Source organism: Amycolatopsis sp. NPDC005003 (assembly GCF_053600695.1).
The window spans coordinates 1-21,877 of the sequence record NZ_JBSGAI010000027.1 but is presented as its reverse complement, the minus strand read 5'-3'; the positions used below and the strand labels follow the sequence as shown (position 1 = coordinate 21,877).

Genomic DNA, 21,877 nt, shown 5'->3' with positions numbered 1-21,877 from the left:
TCACCCCAGGCCGCTGTAGGCCGCGCCCACCATGGTCATGCCGCGGCCGTCGCCGGTGATGGCGTCGAGCATCTGGTTCATCACGTAGGCCACGGTGAGGCCGGCGTCGAGGTCGTTGAACACCAGGGAACCGCCCATGCCGCCCCAGAAGCAGTTGCGGCCGCTGATGCCGTAGCCCATGCCGTACCGCATCGAGACGCCCAGGCCGTAGTCGAGACCGTGGTACTGCTCTTCCAGGGCCCGCTCACACCCGGCCCGCGACAGCAGCCCGGCACCGCCGGAGGTGAGGACCGACTGGCCCCTGGCGACCGACCGGGCGTTGCCGTAGCCGGCCCCCGAGGGAATCTCCGCGCGCCGCCACGCCGCGGTGTTCGTGTCCTCGGGCACGAACGCGGGATTGGGGGCGGCGTCGAACAGTTCGGTGGGCGGCGGCACGGTCAACCCTCCGGGCGGCGCCAGGGACGGCGCGACGCGGTCGTGGAGGGCATCGGGCAGTCCGATGTGGAAATCCGCTCCGAGCGGGCCGGCCACTTCCGCGGCGAAGAACGCGCCGATCGTCTTCCCGGTGATCCGCCGGACCACCTCACCGAGCAGGAATCCCTGGGTCACCGCGTGGTAGCAGCCGATTTCCCCGGGCGTCCAGCGCGGTTCCTGCGCGGCGAGCAGCGCGGTGACCTTGGGCCGGTCGGCCAGGTCTTCGAGCGTGATCGGGGTGTCCCAGACGGGCAGTCCCGCGGTGTGCGACAGCACGTGCCGCACCCGCACCTCCGCGGCGCCGAACCCGGGCCAGTACCGGACGAGCGGCGCGTCGAGGTCGAGGTCTCCCCGATCGGCGAGGATCAAGGCGCACAACGCGATCATCGTCTTGGTGGTGGACCAGACGTTGGTGATCGTGTTCTCTTCCCAGGCCACGGTCCGGCCGGCGTCGGCGTACCCGCCCCACAGGTCGACCACGGGCTCGCCGCGGACGACGACCGCGACCGAAGCGCCGACGTCGTCCTTGGCCAAGGACTCCGCGAGCGCGTCGCGCACCTCTCCGAACCGTTCATCGCACGTCCCGTGCACCTGCACCATGGGAGCCGACTCAACTCCGTCTCCCCCGACCACGCCACCGAATTAAATCGGCGAATTCCCCACGAAATGTCCTTTATCAACTTGTAGTGCGCCACCCGGGCGCGCCGGTGCCACGATGAATGCTCTGGATGGAGCAGTGCCAGTCCTTGCCAGTTCTCGGGGGTGCACCGATGGCGACGGAAGTGGCGACGTTCTGCCCGTTGTGCGTGTCCCGGTGCGGGGCCACCGCCACCGTCGAAGACGGGCGCCTGCTCGCCCTGCGCCCGCTGCCCGGCCACCCCACCGGGCAGGCCCTGTGCGTCAAGGGGAAGGCCGCGCCGGAGATCGTCGAGCACCCCGGCCGGCTGCTGCACCCCCTGCGGCGGACCGCTCCGAAGGGCGCGGCGGACCCGGGCTGGGAACGGCTGAGCTGGGACGAGGCGCTGGCCACCGTCGCGTCGCGGCTGACCGCGATCGCCGCGGAGTCGGGGCCGGAAGCCGTCGTCTTCGGCAGCGCTTCGCCGTCGACGTCGGCCATGTCGGACTCCGTCGACTGGCTGACGCGGCTCCGGCGCGCCTTCGGCAGCCCGAACCTCGTCAGCTACATGGAGCTGTGCGGCTGGGGCCGCCACCTGGCCACCACCTACACCTGGGGCGAGCCGGTGCCCGGCGGCTACCTGCCCGACCTCGAGAACGCCGGCTGCATCCTCTACTGGGGGTACAACCCGTCGGTGTCCCGGCTCGCGCACGCCACCGCGACCACGGCCGCGCTGCGGCGGGGCGCGAAGCTCGTCGTGGTGGATCCGCGCCGGGCCGGCCTGGCGAGCAAGGCCGGCCACTGGCTGCGCGTCCGGCCCGGCACGGACGCCGCACTGGCCTTGGCGATCACCGGCCAGATGCTGGAAAACGGCTGGTACGACCACGATTTCGCGAACCGGTGGACCAATGCGTCGTGGGCGGTCCGGACCGACACCGGCGAGCCGCTGGCGCCCGGCACGCCCCCGCCGGACGGCGTGGCGACCCGCCGGGTCCTCGACCTCATCGCCGAGGAGTGCGCCCGGTTCACCCCCGAGGCCGCCGAGCGGATCACCGGCGTGCCCGCGGACCGGATCACCGCCGTGGCCCGGCTGCTGTGGGAAGCGCGTCCGGTCGCGTTCTACACCTGGAGCGGGCTCGAACAGCACAGCAACGCGACGCAGACCGTGCGCGCCATCGGCCAGCTGTACGCCCTCACCGGCTGCCTCGACGTGCCGGGCGGGAACGTCCTGTTCACGCCCGTGCCGTCGAACCCGGTCGACGGCGCGGCGCTGCTCGCCCCCGCCCAGCGGGCCAAGGCCATCGGCGTCGGCGAGCGGCCGCTCGGCCCGGCGCGGTTCGAGTTCGTCACCGGCGAGGACTTCTACCGGGCGGCACTCGACGGCGTCCCGTACCGGGCCCGGGCGCTGGTCAACTTCGGCGCCAACCTGGTGCTGGCCCACGGCGACAGCGCCCGCGGCCGGGACGCGCTCGGCGCGCTGGACTTCTTCGTGCACACGGACCTGTTCATGACCCCGACCGCGGAACAGGCCGACCTCGTGCTGCCGGCGACGAGCGCGTGGGAAGCCGAAGCGCTGCGGATCGGGTTCGAGACCGGCCAGGACGCGCAGGCCACCGTCCAGCTGCGGCGCCGGTTGGTCGCCCCGCGCGGGGAAGCCCGTCCCGACCTGCGGATCATCTTCGACCTCGCGCTCGCGCTCGGGCTGGGCGAGCACTTCTTCGACGGCGACATCGAGGCGGCCTGGCGCCACCAGCTCGCGCCCAGCGGCCTCGGCCTCGAGCAGCTGCGGGCCGCGCCGGAGGGCGTCCGCCTGCCACTGCGGACGGTCCACCGGAAGTACGAGCAGCGCGGCTTCCGGACCCCGTCCGGCGTCGTCGAGCTGTACTCCGCGGCGCTGCTGCGGGAGGGATACCCGCCGCTGCCGACCTACGACGAGCCGTCGCTCAGCCCGCTGTCCCGGCCGGACCTGGCGGCCCGGTACCCGCTGATCCTCACCTGCGCCAAGTCGCTGTTCTTCTGCGAAACCCAGCACCGCGCCATCACCAGCCTGCGCAAGTCCGCCCCCGACCCGCAGGTCGAACTGCACCCCGACACGGCGGCGGCGCGCGGCATCACCGCCGGCGACTGGGTGCGGCTGGAGACGCCCCGCGGCAGCGTCCGCGCACGGGCGAAGTTCAACGTCAACCTCGACCCGGGCGTCGTGTGCGGCCAGCACGGCTGGTGGCAACCGGCCGCCGGGCTCGGCGAGCCGGGCTACCCGGTCGTCGGCGAGGGCAGCGCCAACCTCAACCTCGTGCTGGGCCAGGGACCGAGCGACCCGGTGAGCGGCAGTTCACCGCTGCGCGCGTCACTCTGCGAAATCGCGCTGGAGAACGGTTAGCGGGTCCCCGGGGCGGGCGATGATCGACTGGGGCGGCGTCGTCTACGGTAGGACCGTCCGTGGGTCCGACGGCGATGGCAAGGCGGTTGGTGAAGGAACGCGAGTTGCGGCGCCGCTGCAGGCGGCTGCTGAACGAACTGGGCATCCGGCCGCCCCTCGACGTCGTGGAGCTGTGCCGCAGCGTCGGCGAGCAGCGCGGCCGCCCGATCCGGCTGCTGCCGCACCGGATCCCGGTGCCGGGACCGTTCGGCGCGTGGATCGCCACCGCCCAGGCCGACTACATCGTCTACCAGCAGGACACGAGCAAGGCCCACCAGCGCCACATCATCCTGCACGAGCTGGGCCACCTGCTGGCCGGCCACGGCGCCACCGCGGAGAACTTCGACCTGGTCTCCCAGCTGGCGCCGGGCCTGGAGCCGGCGGCGGTCCGCCGGGCCCTGCTGCGCACCTCCTACGACACCGACCACGAGCGGGAGGCCGAGACGGTGGCGACGATCATCCTGGAGTGGGCGTCGGTCCTCGACCGGGTCTCCCCGCCGTCGTCGGGCGAGGGCGCCGCGCGGCGGATCGACGCCGCGCTGGACGAACGGCTGGGCTGGCTGTGAACAGCAAGGTCACGCTGATCGTGGTCCAGGGCGTCATCCTGTTCCCCGCGCTGCTGTGGAAGAGCTACCAGCTGACCCGCGCCCCGGGCGACGTCGCACGCTGGATGGTCACCGCCTGCCTGGCCTGTTTCGCGGCCGCGTACCCGCTGGGCCTGCTGGCGGGCGACGTCAACCAGCCCGAGCCCGGGCGGATCGTGCCGCTGCTGTTCCAGCACATTTTCCTGTGCGGCCTGGTCTTTTCCCTGGCGTGCTTCTTCTTGTTCTCGGCGTTGCCGGGCTTTCGCGCACGGCGGCGGGCCCGGCTGGAAGCAATCCCGCTGGGCGCGGCGATCCTGGTGATGGCGACGGTCACGGTGCTCATGCCGGACGTCCCGCCGGCGCAGTACCCCCGCGCCGGTGTCTCGGTGTTCTACCTCGCGGCCGACCTGTACCTCACCTACGGCATCGCGAGCGCCTGCTTCTTCGCCCGGCGCTACGCACGCGGGGCGGCACCACGGCTGGCCCGCGGCCTTTCGGTGGCGTCGGTGGGGTTCGCGTTCGGCGCGGTGGGCGGAGCGACGTTGATCGCGGTGGTGCTGGTCCACTGGGCCGGCGCGGCGATCCCCTGGCTGCTGGTCCAGGCCACGGTGTTCATGGTGTTCCCGAGCGCGATCCTGCTCGTGGTCGGCCTGTCGTACCCGGGCGTCGCAACCCGCCTGGCGGCGGCCCGCGTGTGGTGGCAGCACTTGCGGACGTACCACCGCCTCCGTCCGTTGTGGACGAGGCTGCACGAGGCGTTCCCGGAGGACGCGTTGAGCCGCACCCCGCTCGGCCGCTGGGACACGCTGAGCTTGCTGGGCGTCCACCGCCGCTATTACCGCCGGGTGATCGAATGCCGCGACGGGCTGGTCCGCATCAGCCCGTACGTCGCCCGCTTGGACGGCCCGCTGCCGGAGCGGCTGACGGAGGCCCTGCGCGCCCACGCCCGCCGCGAACCGGCCCCGGAAGAGCCGATGCCGATCGCGATCCCGGACGGCGGCAGCCTGGACGACGACGCCCGCGAGCTGGTCACCCTGTCCGAATCACTCGCGGGCTGACCGCAGCGTCGTCCCCCGCTCAGCCGCAGGGCACGGTGAGCTCCACGCCGTTGGCGGTGTAGGTGTTGGCCGCCGTACCGCTGCACTGGTACTGCACGAAGCCCTTGCCGCTGGCCACGACCTGCGCGGCACCGCCGGTCAGCCGGGAAATCGACACGGGCAACGGGATGATGGGCCCGAGCGGGAAGTAGGAATACTCGTTGACCGCGGTCAACGTGCTCCCGCGGAAGGTGAAGCTCTGGATCGGGCCGCTGACGGCGTGCGCCGGCCCGACCCCGGCACCGGTCAGCGAAACGACCCCCACGGCGATTGCTGTGTACCGAGCCATCCGTCGCATCATGAATACTGTTCTAACAGCGCGGCAGGGGCCTGTCTGCCACCGTTCGCGAGCCCGGCCCGGCCGTTCGGCGGCTCAGCCGGTCAGCGGTCGAGCCACGGAGCGAGCAGCTTCTCCAGGTCGGCGTCCGACAGCGCCCGCGGGCCGCCATGGAACTCGTGCCAGCGCGAAGCGTCCCGCGCCGCGTTGTACTCGACCTCGTACGCCCGCATCAGCACGTACATGAAAGTCACCGAGCTGAACCGCTCACCGAGCAGCGTCCGCGCCTCACGGGCGACCTGCGTCGCGCCGCAAACGTCCGACAGCTTCAACGATTCCGCAGCCGGGTCCAGCAGGCTGGGCGCATACATCACGACGAATTCTCCATAACCGAAACGAAAAAATCAGCCCTCGGCAGCAAGCTGCCCACAGGCGGCGGCGATCTCCTGGCCGCGCGTGTCACGCACCGTGCACGCTACTCCCCCGGCGTTCACCACCCGCACGAACTCTCGCTCCCGCTCATCCGTTTCTGCTCTACCCGAATCTCCAACCTGCGGCCTACTCATCAAAGGGCAACTCGTGGCGGCCGAGTCGCTCCAGGGGCCGGCAGCGGTTGCCGCGATCTTGTACAGCCAGGCCCGGACGAACCCGCGCTCGTCCAGTCCGCCGAGGCTGCGCCAAGCCCGGACGAGGGCTTCCTGAAGCACGTCCTCAGCCGGACCAGCTCGGCCTGACTGGGATCAACCTCGGCCACCAGCACGTAGGCGCACACACGAGCCCATCATGCCGGGCCTCCGGGCCGGACCGGTCCGCTCCTCATTCCAACGGGACATAGTCACCGCCCTTCCGCGCGGCCGCCAGATCGGCGTGCGTGGAAGCGCTGGTCATGACGCGACCCTGGACCACGCGGACATAGGAACCGTCCAGAGGGAAGACGAGCACGAATTTCCTCCCGTCGTTTCCGCGCAGCACGACTCCCCTCCGCAAGTCGTCGAGGAATTCGATGATGTCCCGTTCGATTTCCTCCGCGAATTGGCGCTGGTCGTCCCGCGATATGTCGTACAGATCCGTGTCGATGTCGTAGGTGGCACGCTTGCCGGTCACCGGGTCCCGCGCCTCGAACTCCAGCCCGAGCCAGCGCTGCGGCTCCACCGTCACGACGGCCTGCCACGTCGCCCCGCTCAGCCGCCACCTCGACAAGGCGCCGATCTCGTCGGTGACCACCACCGTCCACCCCGTGGTCGCCCGCAGTTCGCCGAGGAACTCGAGGAGCCGGTGGCCTGCCCCGGATGTCATGTGCTCACCACTTCTTGTAATGAGGACTGTGGAACCACTGCCGCTCACGGCCGGGCAAGCCACCACGGCCTCGCCCGGCGCAACAGCGTGGCAAGCCACGGCGGCCCCGGCAAGCGGACCGGCCACGGTGCTCGCCGTCCAAGGTGGACGCCTCTACCGGCTCAGCTGAACCGGGTCAGCGGTCAAGCCACGGAGCCAGCAACACCTCGAGGTCGGCGTCCGACAGCGCCCGCGGCCCACCGTGGAACTCGTGCCACCGCGCGGCGTCACAAGCCGCCGTGTACTCCACCTCGAACGCCCGCATCAGCACGTACATGAAGGTCACCGAGCTGAACCGCTCACCCAACAGGGTCCGCGCCTCGCGAGCGACGTCCGTCGCCCCGGTGAAATCAGCGAGCCGAAGCTCCTCCGCAGCCGGATCCAACAGGCTGGGGGCATACATCACGACAGCATCTCCATCATCGACACGAACAAATCTCAGCCTTCAGCAGCCAACTGCCCACACGCCGCGGCGATCTCCTGGCCACGGGTGTCCCGGACCGTGCACGCGACGCCGCCGGCGTTCACCAGGCGCACGAACTCCCGCTCCACCGGCTTCGGCGAGGCGTCCCACTTCGACCCCGGCGTCGGGTTCAGCGGAATCACGTTCACGTGCACCAACTGACCCAGATGCTTCCGCAACCGGCGAGCCAGCAGCTCAGCCCGCCACGGCTGGTCGTTGATGTCCCGGATCAACGCGTACTCGATCGACACCCGCCGCCCCGACGTATCCGCGTAGTACCGCGCCGCCGAAAGCACCTCGTCCACCGACCACCGGTTGTTCACCGGCACCAGCGTGTCCCGCAGCTCGTCGTCCGGCGTGTGCAACGAAACCGCCAGCCGCACCTGCATCTTCTCGTCCGCCAGCTTCCGGATCGCCGGCGCCAGCCCCACCGTCGACACCGTCACCGACCGCTGCCCGATCCCCAGCCCGCCGGGAGCCGGATCGGTGATCCGGCGCACCGCGGCCACCACCCGCTTGTAGTTGGCCAGCGGCTCGCCCATCCCCATGAAGACGATGTTCGACAGCCGGCCCGGGCCGCCCGGCATCGTGCCGTCGCGCATGACCGCCGCCGCCGAACGGACCTGGTCGACGATCTCCGCCGTCGACAGGTTGCGGTCGAGACCGCCCTGGCCCGTCGCGCAGAACGGGCACGCCATGCCGCAGCCCGCCTGGCTCGAGATGCACAGCGTCGCGCGGTCCGGGTAGCGCATCAGGACGCTCTCCAGGAGCGTGCCGTCGTGCGCCCGCCAGAGCGTCTTGCGCGTCGCGCCGTTGTCCGCCGCCAGGGCGCGGACCTCGGTCAGCAGCGTCGGCATCAACGACTCGACGAGCCGCGCGCGCGACGCCGCCGGGATGTCCGTCATCTCCTCCGGGTCCACCGTCAGGCGGGAGAAGTAGTGGTTCGACAGCTGCTTCGCGCGGAACGGCTTCTCCCCCAGCTCGGCGACGGCGGCCGCCCGCTCGGACACCGAGAGGTCGGCGAGGTGGCGCGGCGGCAGGCCGCGCTTGGGCGCGTCGAAGACGAGGGGAAGGGCAGTCATAACCGGACCAGTGTCCCACGCGCCCACCCCGGCCGCCCGTGGCGCCCCCGCGAGGTGTACCCCAGGTCACCGGCCCCGGTCGGCGAAGCCGTGTCACCCACCTGGATGATCCACGGCGGAATCACCCACCTGGATGATCCACCGTGAAAACGCGTCCGACGAAAGAGGTGAGCGCGTGTCCTTCCGGCACCTTGTCCTGGTGGTCGCGGTCGCTTTGGGCGTCGCCGCCTGCGGCACCCCGGCCGACCCCCCGCCCCCGGCGCCGAGCGGGCCGAACGCCACCGCGGGGTCGCTGCGGCTGCCCCTGCCGGCGGGCGCGACGTACACCGAGCACAGCCCGGACGGCCTGCTGGACGGCTGCATCGCCGAAGGCGGCGTGGCCTGCGAGGCGCGGGTCGTGGATCTGCGCAAGGCGAGCCCCGGCGCGCCGGTCAACCTGCCGAGCACGAAGCGGCCCTTCGGCTGGTACACCGGCACGGACCTGCCCACCTGCATCACGCCCGCGTCGCCGCCCGGGAAGGCGTCGGGGGCCAAGGACAGCAAGCTCCTCGACTCCGGGTTCGCCCCGGTCGGGCCCAAGAAGGCCGAGTACGGCCGCTGGCAGGTCACCTGCGAGAACTCGGCGCAGAACAACCAGGTCCGGATGTGGTGGCTGCCGACGAGCAAGATCCTGATCGTCCAGTACGGGTCCTTCCCCGGCTGGGACACCAAGATGGACAACCTGCTCGCCGGCGCCACCTTCAGCTGACGGCGTCGAGCGCGGCCCGGATGATCGCGTCCGTGTCGATGCCGTGGTGGCGGTAGACGTCCTCCAGCGATCCCGACTGCCCGAAGCCCGTGACGCCGAGCGCGACCGACGGGACCCGGTTGATCCCGGCCAGGAACGCCAGCGTGTGCGGGTGCCCGTCGAGGACCGTCACCAGCGGGCGGGCCCGCGAGGCCGGGAAGACCTGGTCCAGGATCCACGTCTCGCCGTGGCCCCGGCCCGACCGCGCCTGGAGCGCCTCGAACAGCAGGCCCGGGCTGGTCACGCAGACGACGTCGGCCTCGACGCCGACCTGGGCGAGCCGCTCGGCCGCCGCCAGGGTGTCCGGCACCAGCGCGCCCATCGCCGCGAGCGTGACCGAAGGCGAGGAGGCCCGCCGCAGCAGGTAGGCGCCCGCCACGACCTGGCGGCGACGGCGTTCGCGCGCCGCCGGGTCGGCCGGCACCGCGGCCAGGGTCTGGTCGACCGGACGCGTCGAGAGCCGGAAGTACGACGACGTCCCGCCCGGCTTGCCGAGCCGGCCGAGCGCGGCCAGCAGCGTCCACTCGGTGTCGATCGCGAACGCCGGTTCGTAGCTGACGCAGCCGGGCTGCTCGATCCCGATCGACGGCGTGGTGATCGACTGGTGCGCGCCGCCTTCCGGGGCGAGCGTGACGCCGGACGGCGTGCCGATCAGGATCGACTGCCCGCCCGCGTAGATGCCGAAGGACCACGGCTCCAGCGCGCGCTCGACGAACGGGTCGTACATGACGCCGATGGGCAGCAGCGGCTCGCCCCAGCGGCTCCAGGTCGCGCCGAGCTCGCCCAGCAGGCCGACCAGGTTCGTCTCGGCGATGCCCAGCTCGACGTGCTGGCCGGTCGGCTTCTCCCGCCAGTGCATGATCGTCTCGGGGTCGTCCTCGAACCAGTCGCGGCGCTCGGTGGCCGACCAGACGCCGACCTTGTTGACCCAGCCGCCGAGGTTGGTCGTCGAGCTGACGTCCGGGCTCACGGTGACAACGCGCTTCGCCGCTTCGGGCGCTTCGCGCGTCAAGTCGAGGAGCACGCGGCCCAGCGCCGCCTGCGTCGTCGCGGTTCCGGAGGGGGTACGTCCGATGTCGACCGGCAGATCGAGCGAAGGCGCCGAAGGAACGCCCGGACGGCGAAGTCGCGAAGCAGCTTCAAGACACAACGCGGCTTCGGGTGACCCTTCAGCGAAGCGCTCCCACGGCGAAGCGAGGTTCGTGCCGAGAGACGCGGCCAGTTCTTCCATCTGCGCCACGGTCAGCAGGGAGGAGTGGTTCTGCGGGTGCCCCTGCGTGGGGAGCCCGCGGCCCTTGACGGTGTAGCAGAAGATCACCGTCGGCCGGTCGTCCGCAATGGACGCGAAGACCTCGTCGAGCGAGCCGAGGTCGTGGCCGCCGAGGTTGCGGATCGCGGCCAGCAGCGTCTCGTCGTCCAGTGACGCCACGAGCGACGCCAGGGCCGCGTTCCCCGCGGGGAGCCGGTCGCGCACCTGGGCGGCGTCGCAGCGCAGCAGCCGCTGGTACTCGGGGTTCGGCATCCCGTCGATGCGGGCGCGCAGCTCGGCGCCCCCGGGCCGGGTGAACAGCTCCTCCAGCAGCCGCCCGTACTTCAGCGTCAGCACCTGCCAGCCGGCCGCGTCGAACATGCCCTGCAGCCGCCCGGCGGCGATGTTCGGGACGACCCGGTCGAGGGACTGGCGGTTGAGGTCGACGATCCAGACGATCTCGCCCAGCTCGGTGACGGCCGGGTCGAGGATGGCCTCCCAGATGGCGCCTTCGTCCAGCTCGGCGTCGCCGACCAGCGAGTACTGGCGGCCGGTGCCCGCGTCGGCCCCTCGGGTCGTCAGGTAGCGGCGGGCCAGCGCGCCCCAGATCGGGGCGGTGGCGCCGATGCCGACCGAGCCGGTCGAGTAGTCGACCGGGTCGGGGTCCTTCGCGCGGCTCGGGTAGCTCTGCAGGCCGCCGAACTCGCGCAGCGTCGGCAGGTAGGCCTCGTCGAGCTCGCCGAGCAGGTAGTTGATCGCGTGGAGCACCGGCGACGCGTGCGGCTTCACCGAGACGCGGTCCTCGGGACGCAGGTGCCGGAACCACAGCGACGTCATGATCGACACCAGCGACGCGCACGACGCCTGGTGCCCGCCCACCTTCAGCCCCGACGGGTTGGGCCGGACCCGGTTGGCCTGGTGCACGATCGCGGTGGCGAGCCAGAGCACCCGCTGCTCGATCGCGGTGAGCGCCGGGGCGGTCACGGGGGCGTGGGTCATCGTCGACACCTTTCGTGCAGGAAGCGCACACCAGGACAGCACTGGTGGACGCATCGCACAACCGATGCCGCCGAAAGTGCGCAGAATGCACACCGGACGCCGAAGGCTCAGGCCTCCGGCTGCGCAGAATGCACGCGCTCCAGCAGGGGCGTCAGCCGGTACGGGACGAGCTCGCGCATGACGAGGGAAATGTTCGTCCGCTCCACCCCGGGCGAGGCCAGGATGTGCCCGGCGATCCGGTAGAGGTCGTCGGCGTCGACGGCGACCACCTGCACCATCAGGTCGCTCGCCCCGGTCAGCCCGCACACCTCGGTCACCTCGGGAATCGTGGCCAGAGCGCCGGCGATTTCGGCCAGGCGCCGCTGGTCGACCATCGCGTTGACGAACGCCCGCAGCGGGTAGCCCAGCCGCGCCGGGTCGATGCGGCGTTCGAACGACCGGAGGACACCGCGCTGTTCGAGCCGCACGAGCCGGGCCTGCACCGTGTTGCGGGACAGGCCCAGCCGCTCGGCCAGCGCGACCGCGGTGGCCCGGGGGTCCTCCCCCAGGGCCTCCAGCAGGCGCGCGTCGATCTCGTCGATGGTTTCCGGCACGCGCCCGATCTTGTCAGCCCAGGTACTTCTTGAGGTCGTCGAGGACCTTCATCGCCCCGATCGGGCCGAGGCCGAGGAACCACACCTCGTCGGCCACCGGGATGGCGTGCTGCGCCTTGACCGCGCCCAGCCCTGCCCACAACCCGCTGCTCGTGACGGCCTTCTCGTCCGCGCTCGGGCCCGCGCCGTAGCTGGAGTAGAAGATCCAGTCGGCGTCGGCCTCGTCGATGCGCTCCTTGGAGATCTGCGCGGCGAGCTCGTTGATGTTCTGGTTCGCCGGCCGCGCGATGCCGACGTCCTTGAGGATCACGCCGATGAAGGACAGGTTGCCGTAGAGCCGGATGTTGCCGGAGAGGAACCGCAGCAGCGAGACCTTCGGGGCGCCCTTGATCCCGGCCTTCACCTCGTTCGCGCGCTTCTGGTAGTCGTTCAGCAGCCCGACGGCCTTCGTCTCGTCGCCCAGCGAAGCCCCGATCAGCAGCAGGTTCTCCTTCCACGGGAACCCGGGCCGGATGCTGAACACCGTCGGCGCGATCTTCGACAGCTGCGGGTAGAGGTCGTTGGCGCGCAGCTTGCTGCCGACGATCAGGTCCGGCGTCAGCGCGGCGATCTGCTCGAGGTTGAGGTTGTTGATGTCCCCGACCATCGGGATGCCCTTCACGCGGTCGGCGAGGTACGACGGCACGCCGCTCTGGCCGGACGTCGTCGCCATGCCGACCGGGGTGACGCCGAGCGCGAGGACGTCGTCGAGCTCGCCGCTGTCCAGCACGACGACCCGGGTGGGCTTCTTGTCCAGCTTCGTCTTGCCGAGCGCGTGGGTGACCGTGCGCGGGAAGACGCCGGGGCCGACATCGGCGCCGAGCTTGGCCGTCTCGGTGTCCGCCGTGGAGAACAGCCGTCCGCCGGTGGCGACTTCCTGATCGCCGACGCCGGAGCTGCTGGGCTTCGACGGCTGGCCGCAGGCGGCGAGGAGCGTGACCGACGCCAGGACGGCGACCATCGATGTCCACTTAGGACGCATCAGGGGTTCCTTCTTCTCGGGGAGTGGCCCGCCGCCTGCCGATCGGGACGACCAGGGGCGTGGCGGAGACCGGATCTTCGATGACCCGGCAGGGCATGCCGAAGACGTCGGCGACGAGCTCGGCGGTGAGGATGTCGGCGGGCGCACCCTCGGCGGCGATCCGGCCGTCCTTCATCGCGATCAGGTGGTCGCCGTAGCGGGCGGCCAGGTTGAGGTCGTGCAGGACGATGACGATCGTCCGGCCGTCCTGCGCGTTCAGGTCGGACAGCAGGTCGAGTACCTCGACCTGGTGGGCGATGTCGAGGAACGTCGTGGGTTCGTCGAGCAGCAGCAACGGCGTCCGCTGGGCCAGCGCCATGGCGATCCAGACGCGCTGGCGCTGCCCGCCGGACAGCTCGTCGACGGGCCGGCCGGCCAGCTCGACGGTGTCGGTCGCGGCCAGGGCCTTTGCGACGGCGTCGTCGTCTTCGGCGTTCCAGCGGCGGAAGACGCCCTGGTGCGGGTAGCGGCCGCGGCCGACGAGGTCGGCGACGGTGATGCCCTCGGGCGCGGTCGGCGACTGCGGGAGCAGGCCGAGCACCGTCGCGACGTCCTTGCTGCGCCAGGTCGTGATGCCCTTGCCGTCGAGGTAGACCGCGCCTGCCGTCGGCGTCAGCAACCGCGCGAGACCGCGCAGAAGCGTCGACTTCCCGCAGGCGTTGGTCCCGACGATCATGGTGACCTTGCCGGGCGGGATCTCGACGGAGAGGTCCTTGACCACGCGCAGCGGCCCGTAGCCGAGTTCGAGGTTCTCGGTGTGCAGTGTCACGGCGTTCCTCACACTCGCCCGGCGCGGTTGGCGGTGGCCAGCAGCCACAGCAGGTACGGGGCGCCGACGGCGCCGGTGACGACCCCGACCGGCAGCTGTTCGCCGAGCAGGTGCTGGGCCGCGAAGTCGCCCAGCAGCACGACGAGCGCGCCGGTCAGCGCCGCGGGGAGCAGTCCCGCCCGGGCGCCGCCGACGAGCCGGGTCGCGATCGGGTTGGCCACGAAAGCGACGAACGCGACCGGGCCCGCGGCGGCCGTCGCGAAGGCGGCCAGCGCGACGGCGATCAGCAGCAGCGTCACGCGGCTGCGTTCGACGTCGAGCCCCAGTCCCGCCGCGGTGTCGTCGCCGAGCTGGAGCCCGGCGAGGGCCCGGCTCCGGAGCAGCGTCACCGGCAGCAGGACGACGAGCGCCGTGGCCAGCGGGACGACGTGGTCCCAGCTCCGGCCGTTGAGGTTGCCGGTCAGCCACACGAGGGCCTGCTGGGCGAGGGTGACGTCGGCCCAGGTCATCAGGTACGACACGACGCTGGTCAGCACCGCGCCGACGCCGACGCCGACCAGGACCAGGCGGTAGCCGTGGACACCGCCGCGGCGGGCGAGCAGGTAGATGGTGGCTCCGGTGAGCAGCGCGCCCGCCAGCGCCGCGGCCGACACCACCGGCCCGGCCGCGCCGAACAGCACGATCGCCACGACCGCCGCCGCGCTCGCGCCCTGCGTCACGCCGATGACGTCCGGACTGGCCAGCGGATTGCGCAGGAGGCGCTGGAAGAGCGCGCCCGACGTCCCGAAGGCGACGCCGACGAGGACGCCGGTGATCGCGCGCGGCAGCCGCAGCTCCGTGACGACGTAGGCCGCGCGGCCCCCTTCGTCCCCGAAGAGGAGCCCCGGAAGATCGGCGATCGGCACCGGGAAGTCGCCCACGGCCAGGGAAAGCGCGAAGACGACCACGAGCGCCACGAGCAGGAGCAAGGACACCCCACGCGCCCGGGCAGCGCCCCGCCGGCGCGCGGCGGCGAACTCCTCGACCGCGTTCACACCGCCACGACCTTCCGGCGCCGCACCAGGAACACGAACACGGGCGCGCCGACGAGCGCGGTGATGATCCCGACCTGGACCTCGGCCGGGCGGGCGACCACGCGGCCGACGACGTCGGACACCAGCAGGAGCAGCGGCGCGAGCAACGCCGAGTACGGCAGCAGCCACCGGTGGTCGGGTCCGGTCACGAGCCGCGCGGCGTGCGGCACGGTCAGCCCGACGAAGGCGATCGGCCCGGCGATCGCCGTCGCGGAACCGCAGAGCACGACGACGGCGAGCGCGCACACCAGCCGCGCCACGGGCACGTTCTGGCCGAGCGAGCGGGCGACGTCTTCGCCCAGGGCGAGCGCGTTGAGCTGACGCGCGGCGACCAGCGCGAGGAGCACGCCCGCCACCACGAACGGCACGGCCTCGGTGATCGTCGCGGCGTCCCGGCCGGTCAGCGAGCCGACCTGCCAGAACCGGTACTGGTCGAACGTCGTCTGGTCGGTGAGCAGCAACGCGCTCGTCACCGAGGCCAGCGCCGCCGTCACCGCGGCGCCGGCGAGGGCGAGCTTCACCGGCGTCGCCCCGGCCCGGCCGAGGGAGCTGACGCCGTAGACGACACCACCGGCGGCCGCGGCGCCGAGGAAGCCGAACCAGACGTACCCGCCGACGCTGGTGATGCCGAACGTGCCGATGCCCAGGACGACGAACAGTGCCGCGCCCGCGTTGACGCCGAGCAGTCCCGGATCGGCCAGCGGATTGCGGGTGGCGCCCTGGATGACCGCGCCGGAGAGGCCGAGCGCGACGCCGGCAAGGACCCCGGCGAGGGTGCGCGGGAGACGGAGTTCGCGGACGACGAGGTGGTCGGGGTTGCCCGCGTCGAAGTGGAAGAGCGCGTCCAGGACGGTGCCCGGGCTCAGGCCACGGGTGCCCACGCCGATGCTGAGCAGCACGGCGGCGGCCACGGCCGCGGCGAGGACCAGCAGCCCGGCCGTCAGCGGGAGCGAGCGGGTCCGCACAGGTCATTACCTTTGCTAACAGGTGGTTAGGCATGCCTAATCTAGGTCGCCGGATCTTGGAGACTCAAGTTCCGTGAGCGAGCTCACCGGCGGCGGGTTGCCAGCCGACTGTTTCCGATATATCGTGAACGTGTCGCAACAGTTCGAGAAAGGACAACCGACATGCGTAGGCAACGACACCCCTTCGCCCACGAGCGTGGGCGCGCACCTTTCGGGCCCTTCGGTGGTTTCGGCGAGTTCCCCCCGGGCTTCGGCCCCGGCGGACGCGGTCGCGGCCACGGCCCGCACCGGCGGGGTCACGGCGGGCGGCGCAGCCGCCGCGGTGACGTCCGCGCCGCGATCCTGGCGCTGCTCGCCGAGCAGCCCCGGCACGGCTACGAGATCATCCGCGAAATCGGCGAGCGCTCCGGCGGCTTCTGGCGCCCGAGCCCCGGCTCGGTCTACCCGACGCTGCAGCTGCTGGCCGACGAAGGCCTGGTGATCAGCAAGGACGAGCACGGCAAGAAGCTGTTCGAGCTGACCGACGCCGGCCGCAGCGCCGCGGAGGAACAGGACAGCACCCCGCCGTGGGAGCAGATCGCGCAGGACGTCGACCCGGTCGAGGTCGGGCTCGCGAAAGCGGGCAAGAACCTGGCCGCCGCCGTCGTGCAGATCATGCGCGCGGGCAGCGAGAGCCAGCAGGCCCGCGCGGCCGAGATCCTCAACGACGCCCGGCGCTCGCTCTACGGCATCCTCGGCGAGGACGACGAGGAATCCGCTTCGCCGGAGACGGCGGAGTGACCAGGCAGGACGAGGCCGGTGGGCTTGCCCCGCGCGTGCACGCGGTAGCCCACCGGCAGCGTCAGGTCCTGGCCGCGATTCCCGTTACGCTGCAAGGACTCCGCGATCGCCTGTTCGGCGACGGGCTTGCTGAACTCGATCTTCAGCACCGCTTCGAGGTCCGCGGCGGTCGCGAAACGCCATTCGGTGGCCACGCGGCGGCAGCCGAACCCGGCCCGGGCGAAGAACCGTTCGACGGCGCCCGGGTCGTAGTGCGGTAGGTCGGCGCGCATCCAGCGGCCGTAGGGCTCGCTGGTCACGTCGAGGTCGACGATCAGGATCGCGCCGCCCGGCCGCAGCACCCGCTCCGCCTCCGCCAGCCCCGGCTCGCAGCCGGGGCCGAAGAAGTACGCCGTGCGCGCGTGCACGACGTCGACACTCGCGCTGCGGACCGGCAGCCGCTGGGCCCGGCCCATCCGGACGTCCACGTTCGACAGTCCTTCGATGCGCTTCAACGCGCTTCGCACCAGCGGCTCGTGCGGCTCGACACCCAGCACCGAGCGCGCGTCACGGGCGAAGCGGGGCAAGTGGAACCCGTCGCCGCAGCCGACGTCCAGCACGTCCAGGCCGGTCCAGTCGTGCTCCTCCCGAAGCACCCGCCAGATCTCCCCGCCGCTGTCCTGCGCACGGTTCTCCAGCTCGTAATCGGCCTGGTAGTACCAGATGTTGGGGCTCGGCACGACCTCCGCGCGCCGCGACGACCACCGCACCCCCGCTGCTCCTTCCGGGTCCTCGTCGCCGGGCCGTGCCCGCACGGTGGCGAATTCTTGGCGGAAAACTCACGGATCACGCCTAGAATCCGGTGGGTATCGGGAGGAGCACCCATGGCAATCGGCCCGTCCAGTACCCCGTCCCCGGTCCCGGCCGGAATTCCGTGCTGGATCGAGCTGGCCTGCCGCGAGCAGGCCGTGGCGGAGAGATTCTACGGTGCCCTCTTCGGCTGGGAGTACACCACTCAACGGGACCCGGCGACCTCCGACGGCCGCTACGCCATCGGGGCGCTCAACGGCCTGCCCGTCGGCGGGCTCTACCGCGCGGCCCAGGGCGCGCCGCTGGGGTGGATGCCGCACATTTCGGTGCCGCACACCGCGAGCGCGGCCGAGTGGGTGGAGCACCTCGGCGGGCGGATCACCCTCGGGCCGGTGGCGATCCCGGACCGCGGCACGATCATGCACGCCCTCGACGCGTGCGGCGCGCCGGTGGTGTTCTGGGAGGTGCCGCCGAACTGGGAGTTCGTCACCGGCATCCCGAACACCTTCAGCGGCGCGGACCTCAACACCCACGACGGCGTCGCGGCGGATCACTTCTACACCAAGCTGTTCACCTACGGCAGCCATCAGATCGGCGACGGCGAGATGCTGGACTACGTCGAATGGCTCATCGAGCACGAGCCGGTGCTGTACCGGTACGTGATGGGTTCGGAGTACAGCCTCGACACCCCGCCGCACTGGCTCGTGTACTTCGACATCGACCCGGCCCGGGGCGTGGATGCCGTCGCGGGCGAGGCCATCATGCACGGCGGCACGGTGGTGATCCAGCCGTACGACACGCCGTTCGGCCGGATGTCGATCCTCGCCGACCCCGAGGGCGCGGTCTTCGCGGTGATCGACCACTCGCGCGTCGCCGAAGGCTGGGGCCGCGCGGAGGTCGACGACCCCTACGACGACTAGACCGGCACGAACGCCGAAAGCAGCAGCCAGGACACGACGGCCGAGGGCAGCAGCGAGTCGAGGCGGTCCATGATCCCGCCGTGCCCGGGCAGCAGCGTGCCCATGTCCTTGACGCCGAGGTCCCGCTTGATCAGCGACTCGACGAGGTCGCCCAGGGTCGCCGTCAGCACGACGGCGACACCGAAGATCACGCCCTGCCAGACGTGCCCGTCGAGCAGCAGGCTGAGGGTCAGCGCTCCGGCGACGACCCCGCCGATGACCGAACCCGCGAAGCCTTCCCAGGTCTTCTTCGGGCTGATGGTGGGCGCCATCGGGTGCTTGCCGCCGAGCACGCCGGCGATGTAGCCGCCGGTGTCCGACGCGACGACACCGATCAGGAAGGTGAGCACCCGCCCGACGCCGTCGTGCGGGGGCACGAGCATCGCCGCGAAGGCGGCGAACAGCGGCAGGTAGGCGGCGGCGAAGACGGACGCGCTGATGTCGCGCAGGTAGCCCTTCGCCCCTCCCGGCAGCCGCCAGAGCAGGCAGGCGAGCACGGTGAGGACGAACGCGGTGAGCGCGCCTTCCCGCCCGAACGGCCAGGCGAGCCAGATCATCGCCTGCCCGCCGACGAGCACCGGGATCATCGCGACCCGGATGTCGGCGACCCGGCGCAGCACCCCGGCGAACTCGAAGGTGCCGACCGCGATCGCGATCGCGATGATCCCGATGAACAGGTAGCGAACGGTGAGCAGGGAAACGATGATCGCGGCGCCGAGCAGCAGCGCGACCCCGATGGCCGCGGGCAGGTTGCGCCCGGCCTTGGAGGCCTTCTTGACGACCTCCGGCGGCGCCGGCGTGTCCGACGCACCCGATTCGGCGCCGACGGTCCCGGCGGCCGACAACCGGGCTGCTTCGCCGGTGCCCGTGGTCTCCGGCACGACCGGCGTCCCCGCCGCCCGGCCGGTTTCCGAGGTCGCCGAAGCCCCGGCGGCTCCCGGAAACTCCGGCGTGGCCGGGGTGCCGGCGTCGCCCGGCTCCGGCGTCCCGGGCGTGGCCGCCGGGTGTGCTCCGGTGGCGTCCACCCGGTCCTCGCGTTCCTCGCTCACCTGTGCCATCAGACCTCGAGCAGCTCGGCTTCCTTGTGCTTGACCAGCTCGTCGACCTTGTGGACGTAGGTGTCGGTCAGGTTCTGCAGTTCCTTCTCCGCGCGCGCGACGTCGTCCTCGCCGGCTTCGCCGTCCTTGGCGATGCGGTCGAGCTCGTCCTTGGCCTTGCGGCGGACACTGCGGATCGAGACGCGGGCGTCCTCGCCCTTGCCCTTGGCGACCTTCACCATCTCCTTGCGCCGCTCCTCGGTGAGCTGCGGGATGACGATGCGGATGACCTGGCCGTCGTTGCTCGGGTTGACCCCGAGGTCCGACTCCCGGATCGCCTTCTCGATCGCGCCGAGCTGCGACTGGTCGTACGGCTTGATGAGCGCCATGCGGGCTTCCGGCACGTTCACGCTGGCCAGCTGGTTGAGCGGGGTCGGCGAGCCGTAGTACTCGACGACGATCCGCGAGAACATCGCCGACGACGCCCGGCCGGTGCGAACCGACTGCAGCTCGTCCTTGGCGACGGACACCGCTTTTTCCATCTTCTCCTCGGCATCGAGGAGGGTCTCGTCGATCACGGTCACTCCCGTAGTTGTGATGGGTGGCGCTTGCTGATCCCAGCAGGTCTAGGCCGGCACCCCGGCAGTGGGGGTGCTGACCAACGTGCCGATTCTTTCACCACTCACCGCGCGGGCGATGTTCCCCTCGGTGAGCAGGTTGAACACGATGATCGGCATGTTGTTGTCCATGCAGAGGCTGAACGCCGTCGCGTCGGCGACCTTGAGGTCCCGCTCCAGCACCTCGCGGTGGGTGATCTCGCGGAACATCTCGGCGGTGGGGTCGGCCTTCGGGTCCGCGGTGTAGACGCCGTCGACGGCCTTGGCCATCAGCACGGCTTCGCAACCCAGCTCGAGCGCCCGCTGCGCGGCCGCGGTGTCGGTGGAGAAGTACGGCATGCCGACCCCGGCGCCGAAGATCACGACGCGGCCCTTCTCCAGGTGCCGTTCGGCGCGGCGCGGGATGTACGGCTCGGCGACCTGGCCCATCGTGATGGCGGTCTGCACCCGGGTGGGCAGGCCCTCCTTCTCCAGGAAGTCCTGCAGCGCCAGGCAGTTCATCACGGTGCCCAGCATCGCCATGTAGTCGGCGCGGTCGCGGTCCATGCCGCGCTGCGAAAGCTCCGCGCCCCGGAAGTAGTTGCCGCCGCCGATCACGACCGCGACCTGGACACCGGTGCGGGCGACGTCGGCGATCTGCTGCGCGACCGAGTGGACGACGTCCGGATCGACGCCGATCGAACCACCGCCGAACATCTCGCCGCCCAGTTTCAGCAGCACCCGCCGGTAGCCACCTTCGACCCGGTCACCCATCTATGTCGCCTCCTGTGTTGTTGGCCGCCTCCGCGGGAGGGAGTACGTCGGCGGGCGCCCTCGAGCGTGCTTTTCTTCTCCGGACCCGACAGTGCCCCGTCCCCGATGGACGGAGACGGGGCACTGTGGGTGTAGAACCTACGCCCTGGCCTGAACTCAGGCCTGGCCGACCTCGAAGCGCGCGAACTTGGTCAGGGTCACGCCGGCCTCGTCGAGCAGGGCCTTGACGGTCTTCTTGTTGTCCTTGACCGACGGCTGCTCGAGCAGGACGTTGTCCTTGTAGTAGGCGTTGACCTTGCCCTCGATGATCTTCGGCATGGCCTGCTCCGGCTTGCCCTCTTCGCGGGCGGTCTGCTCGGCGATGCGGCGCTCGTTCTCGACGATCTCGGCCGGCACCTCGTCGCGGGTCAGGTACTTGGCGCGCAGCGCGGCGACCTGCATGGCGGCACCGCGGGCGGCCTCGGCGTCGTCACCGGTGAACTCGACGAGCACGCCGACGGCCGGCGGCAGGTCGGAGCCACGGCGGTGCAGGTAGGTCGCGGTCTGGCCCTCGAAGGCCACGACGCGGCGCAGCTCGAGCTTCTCGCCGATGCGGGCGGACAGCTCCTGGACGACCTCGTTGACGGTCTTGCCGTCGAGCTCGGCACCCTTGAGCGCCTCGACGTCGGAGGTCTTGAGGGTCTTCGCGACCTCGACGATCTTCGCGGCGAGCGCCTGGAAGTCGGCGTTCTTCGCGACGAAGTCGGTCTCGGAGTCGAGCTCGATGAGGACGCCGCCGTCGCCGGTGACCAGGCCCTCGGCGGTGGCGCGCTCGGCGCGCTTGCCGACGTCCTTGGCGCCCTTGATGCGGAGGAACTCGACGGCCTTGTCGAAGTCGCCGCCGTTCTCCTCGAGGGCCTTCTTGCAGTCCATCATGCCGGCGCCGGTCATCTCGCGCAGGCGCTTCACGTCGGCGGCGGTGTAGTTCGCCATTCTGGTAAATCCGTCCTTTGCAGGAAATCTGTGGGTTGCCACACCCGTGGGGGCGGGGCCCGGGGGGGGGGCCGCCCGGGCGGGGGGTGGCTCCGGCAGAGGCGGGGGGCTGGTTGGTGGGGGGGTGG

At 71.4% G+C, this 21,877-nt stretch carries 23 protein-coding genes and 2 pseudogenes; 6 read left to right on the top strand and 19 right to left on the bottom strand.

Annotated elements, in window-relative coordinates:
• Positions 1-1,032, bottom strand: coding sequence for a serine hydrolase domain-containing protein (locus ACWED2_RS28400; RefSeq protein ID WP_449693551.1), 1,032 nt, complete (start codon positions 1,030-1,032; stop codon positions 1-3).
• Between the two features lie 212 nt (positions 1,033-1,244).
• Here ACWED2_RS28400 and ACWED2_RS28395 point away from each other — a divergent pair, with 212 nt between their 5' ends.
• The 3 genes from ACWED2_RS28395 to ACWED2_RS28385 all read left to right on the top strand — a co-directional run bounded on the left by ACWED2_RS28395 (position 1,245) and on the right by ACWED2_RS28385 (position 5,151).
• Complete coding sequence (locus ACWED2_RS28395) at positions 1,245-3,470, top strand: molybdopterin-containing oxidoreductase family protein (RefSeq protein ID WP_449693550.1); 2,226 nt, start codon at positions 1,245-1,247, stop codon at positions 3,468-3,470.
• A gap of 89 nt (positions 3,471-3,559) precedes the next feature.
• Positions 3,560-4,075 carry an ImmA/IrrE family metallo-endopeptidase gene (locus ACWED2_RS28390; protein ID WP_449693660.1) on the top strand — a complete coding sequence of 172 codons (516 nt, stop codon included), beginning with the start codon at positions 3,560-3,562 and terminating at the stop codon, positions 4,073-4,075.
• Positions 4,072-5,151 (top strand): MAB_1171c family putative transporter, encoded by a 1,080-nt coding sequence (locus ACWED2_RS28385; protein WP_449693549.1) that lies wholly within the window; start codon positions 4,072-4,074, stop codon positions 5,149-5,151. The genes ACWED2_RS28390 and ACWED2_RS28385 overlap by 4 nt, the downstream gene beginning before the upstream one ends.
• Before the next feature lie 19 nt (positions 5,152-5,170).
• Here the strand turns inward: ACWED2_RS28385 and ACWED2_RS28380 are convergent, their stop codons facing one another.
• From ACWED2_RS28380 to rlmN, 7 genes and pseudogenes are all read right to left on the bottom strand, one after another.
• The gene (locus ACWED2_RS28380; RefSeq protein WP_449693548.1) at positions 5,171-5,479 is read right to left on the bottom strand and encodes a hypothetical protein; all 309 of its coding nucleotides are present in this window, start codon (positions 5,477-5,479) and stop codon (positions 5,171-5,173) included.
• Positions 5,480-5,571: 92 nt separating this feature from the next.
• Positions 5,572-5,838, bottom strand: a complete 267-nt coding sequence (locus tag ACWED2_RS28375; protein ID WP_103343090.1) for a hypothetical protein — start codon at positions 5,836-5,838, stop codon at positions 5,572-5,574.
• Between the two features lie 33 nt (positions 5,839-5,871).
• Positions 5,872-5,985: pseudogene (locus ACWED2_RS28370) on the bottom strand (23S rRNA (adenine(2503)-C(2))-methyltransferase RlmN); the annotation flags it as partial.
• A 108-nt stretch (positions 5,986-6,093) separates the two neighbouring features.
• Positions 6,094-6,186, bottom strand: a pseudogene (locus tag ACWED2_RS28365) (sigma factor); the annotation flags it as partial.
• 97 nt (positions 6,187-6,283) lie between these two features.
• The gene (locus ACWED2_RS28360; RefSeq protein WP_449693547.1) at positions 6,284-6,763 is read right to left on the bottom strand and encodes a hypothetical protein; all 480 of its coding nucleotides are present in this window, start codon (positions 6,761-6,763) and stop codon (positions 6,284-6,286) included.
• Positions 6,764-6,938: 175 nt separating this feature from the next.
• Complete coding sequence (locus ACWED2_RS28355) at positions 6,939-7,205, bottom strand: hypothetical protein (protein ID WP_449693659.1); 267 nt, start codon at positions 7,203-7,205, stop codon at positions 6,939-6,941.
• 35 nt (positions 7,206-7,240) lie between these two features.
• Positions 7,241-8,347 (bottom strand): 23S rRNA (adenine(2503)-C(2))-methyltransferase RlmN, encoded by a 1,107-nt coding sequence (gene rlmN, locus ACWED2_RS28350; RefSeq protein ID WP_449693546.1) that lies wholly within the window; start codon positions 8,345-8,347, stop codon positions 7,241-7,243.
• Between the two features lie 175 nt (positions 8,348-8,522).
• Here rlmN and ACWED2_RS28345 point away from each other — a divergent pair, with 175 nt between their 5' ends.
• A complete protein-coding gene (locus tag ACWED2_RS28345) occupies positions 8,523-9,095 on the top strand; it encodes a hypothetical protein (RefSeq protein WP_449693545.1) in 573 nt (190 codons plus the stop codon).
• Here ACWED2_RS28345 and ACWED2_RS28340 read toward each other — a convergent pair.
• The 6 genes from ACWED2_RS28340 to ACWED2_RS28315 form a co-directional block, all read right to left on the bottom strand.
• Positions 9,088-11,382 (bottom strand): transketolase-like TK C-terminal-containing protein, encoded by a 2,295-nt coding sequence (locus tag ACWED2_RS28340; RefSeq protein ID WP_449693544.1) that lies wholly within the window; start codon positions 11,380-11,382, stop codon positions 9,088-9,090. The genes ACWED2_RS28345 and ACWED2_RS28340 overlap by 8 nt on opposite strands.
• Before the next feature lie 107 nt (positions 11,383-11,489).
• The gene (locus ACWED2_RS28335) at positions 11,490-11,975 is read right to left on the bottom strand and encodes an Lrp/AsnC family transcriptional regulator (RefSeq protein ID WP_449693543.1); all 486 of its coding nucleotides are present in this window, start codon (positions 11,973-11,975) and stop codon (positions 11,490-11,492) included.
• Between the two features lie 13 nt (positions 11,976-11,988).
• Positions 11,989-12,996 carry an ABC transporter substrate-binding protein gene (locus tag ACWED2_RS28330; RefSeq protein WP_449693542.1) on the bottom strand — a complete coding sequence of 336 codons (1,008 nt, stop codon included), beginning with the start codon at positions 12,994-12,996 and terminating at the stop codon, positions 11,989-11,991.
• Positions 12,986-13,804: an ABC transporter ATP-binding protein gene (locus ACWED2_RS28325; protein WP_449693541.1), complete on the bottom strand. Its 819-nt coding sequence runs from the start codon at positions 13,802-13,804 to the stop codon at positions 12,986-12,988. The genes ACWED2_RS28330 and ACWED2_RS28325 overlap by 11 nt, the downstream gene beginning before the upstream one ends.
• Positions 13,805-13,812: 8 nt before the next feature.
• Entirely contained in the window at positions 13,813-14,838 is a 1,026-nt protein-coding gene (locus ACWED2_RS28320) for a FecCD family ABC transporter permease (protein ID WP_449693540.1), read from the bottom strand.
• Complete coding sequence (locus tag ACWED2_RS28315) at positions 14,835-15,842, bottom strand: FecCD family ABC transporter permease (protein ID WP_449693539.1); 1,008 nt, start codon at positions 15,840-15,842, stop codon at positions 14,835-14,837. The genes ACWED2_RS28320 and ACWED2_RS28315 overlap by 4 nt, the downstream gene beginning before the upstream one ends.
• 162 nt (positions 15,843-16,004) lie before the next feature.
• On the opposite strand from ACWED2_RS28315, the gene ACWED2_RS28310 reads away from it, so the two are divergent.
• The gene (locus ACWED2_RS28310) at positions 16,005-16,622 is read left to right on the top strand and encodes a PadR family transcriptional regulator (protein WP_449693538.1); all 618 of its coding nucleotides are present in this window, start codon (positions 16,005-16,007) and stop codon (positions 16,620-16,622) included.
• Here ACWED2_RS28310 and ACWED2_RS28305 read toward each other — a convergent pair.
• Entirely contained in the window at positions 16,565-17,371 is an 807-nt protein-coding gene (locus ACWED2_RS28305; protein ID WP_449693537.1) for a class I SAM-dependent methyltransferase, read from the bottom strand. The two genes, ACWED2_RS28310 and ACWED2_RS28305, sit on opposite strands and share 58 nt — an antisense overlap.
• Before the next feature lie 114 nt (positions 17,372-17,485).
• On the opposite strand from ACWED2_RS28305, the gene ACWED2_RS28300 reads away from it, so the two are divergent.
• Entirely contained in the window at positions 17,486-18,331 is an 846-nt protein-coding gene (locus tag ACWED2_RS28300) for a VOC family protein (RefSeq protein WP_449693536.1), read from the top strand.
• Here ACWED2_RS28300 and ACWED2_RS28295 read toward each other — a convergent pair.
• The 4 genes from ACWED2_RS28295 to tsf all read right to left on the bottom strand — a co-directional run bounded on the left by ACWED2_RS28295 (position 18,328) and on the right by tsf (position 21,749).
• Positions 18,328-19,428, bottom strand: coding sequence for a CDP-archaeol synthase (locus tag ACWED2_RS28295; RefSeq protein ID WP_449693535.1), 1,101 nt, complete (start codon positions 19,426-19,428; stop codon positions 18,328-18,330). The two genes, ACWED2_RS28300 and ACWED2_RS28295, sit on opposite strands and share 4 nt — an antisense overlap.
• A complete protein-coding gene (gene frr / locus ACWED2_RS28290) occupies positions 19,428-19,985 on the bottom strand; it encodes a ribosome recycling factor (protein ID WP_003065592.1) in 558 nt (185 codons plus the stop codon). The genes ACWED2_RS28295 and frr overlap by 1 nt, the downstream gene beginning before the upstream one ends.
• Before the next feature lie 48 nt (positions 19,986-20,033).
• The gene (pyrH, locus tag ACWED2_RS28285; protein WP_013223864.1) at positions 20,034-20,777 is read right to left on the bottom strand and encodes a UMP kinase; all 744 of its coding nucleotides are present in this window, start codon (positions 20,775-20,777) and stop codon (positions 20,034-20,036) included.
• A gap of 156 nt (positions 20,778-20,933) precedes the next feature.
• On the bottom strand, positions 20,934-21,749 hold the full coding sequence (gene tsf, locus ACWED2_RS28280) for a translation elongation factor Ts (RefSeq protein ID WP_191310245.1): 816 nt from the start codon (positions 21,747-21,749) through the stop codon (positions 20,934-20,936).
• Between the last annotated feature and the right edge of the window lie 128 nt (positions 21,750-21,877).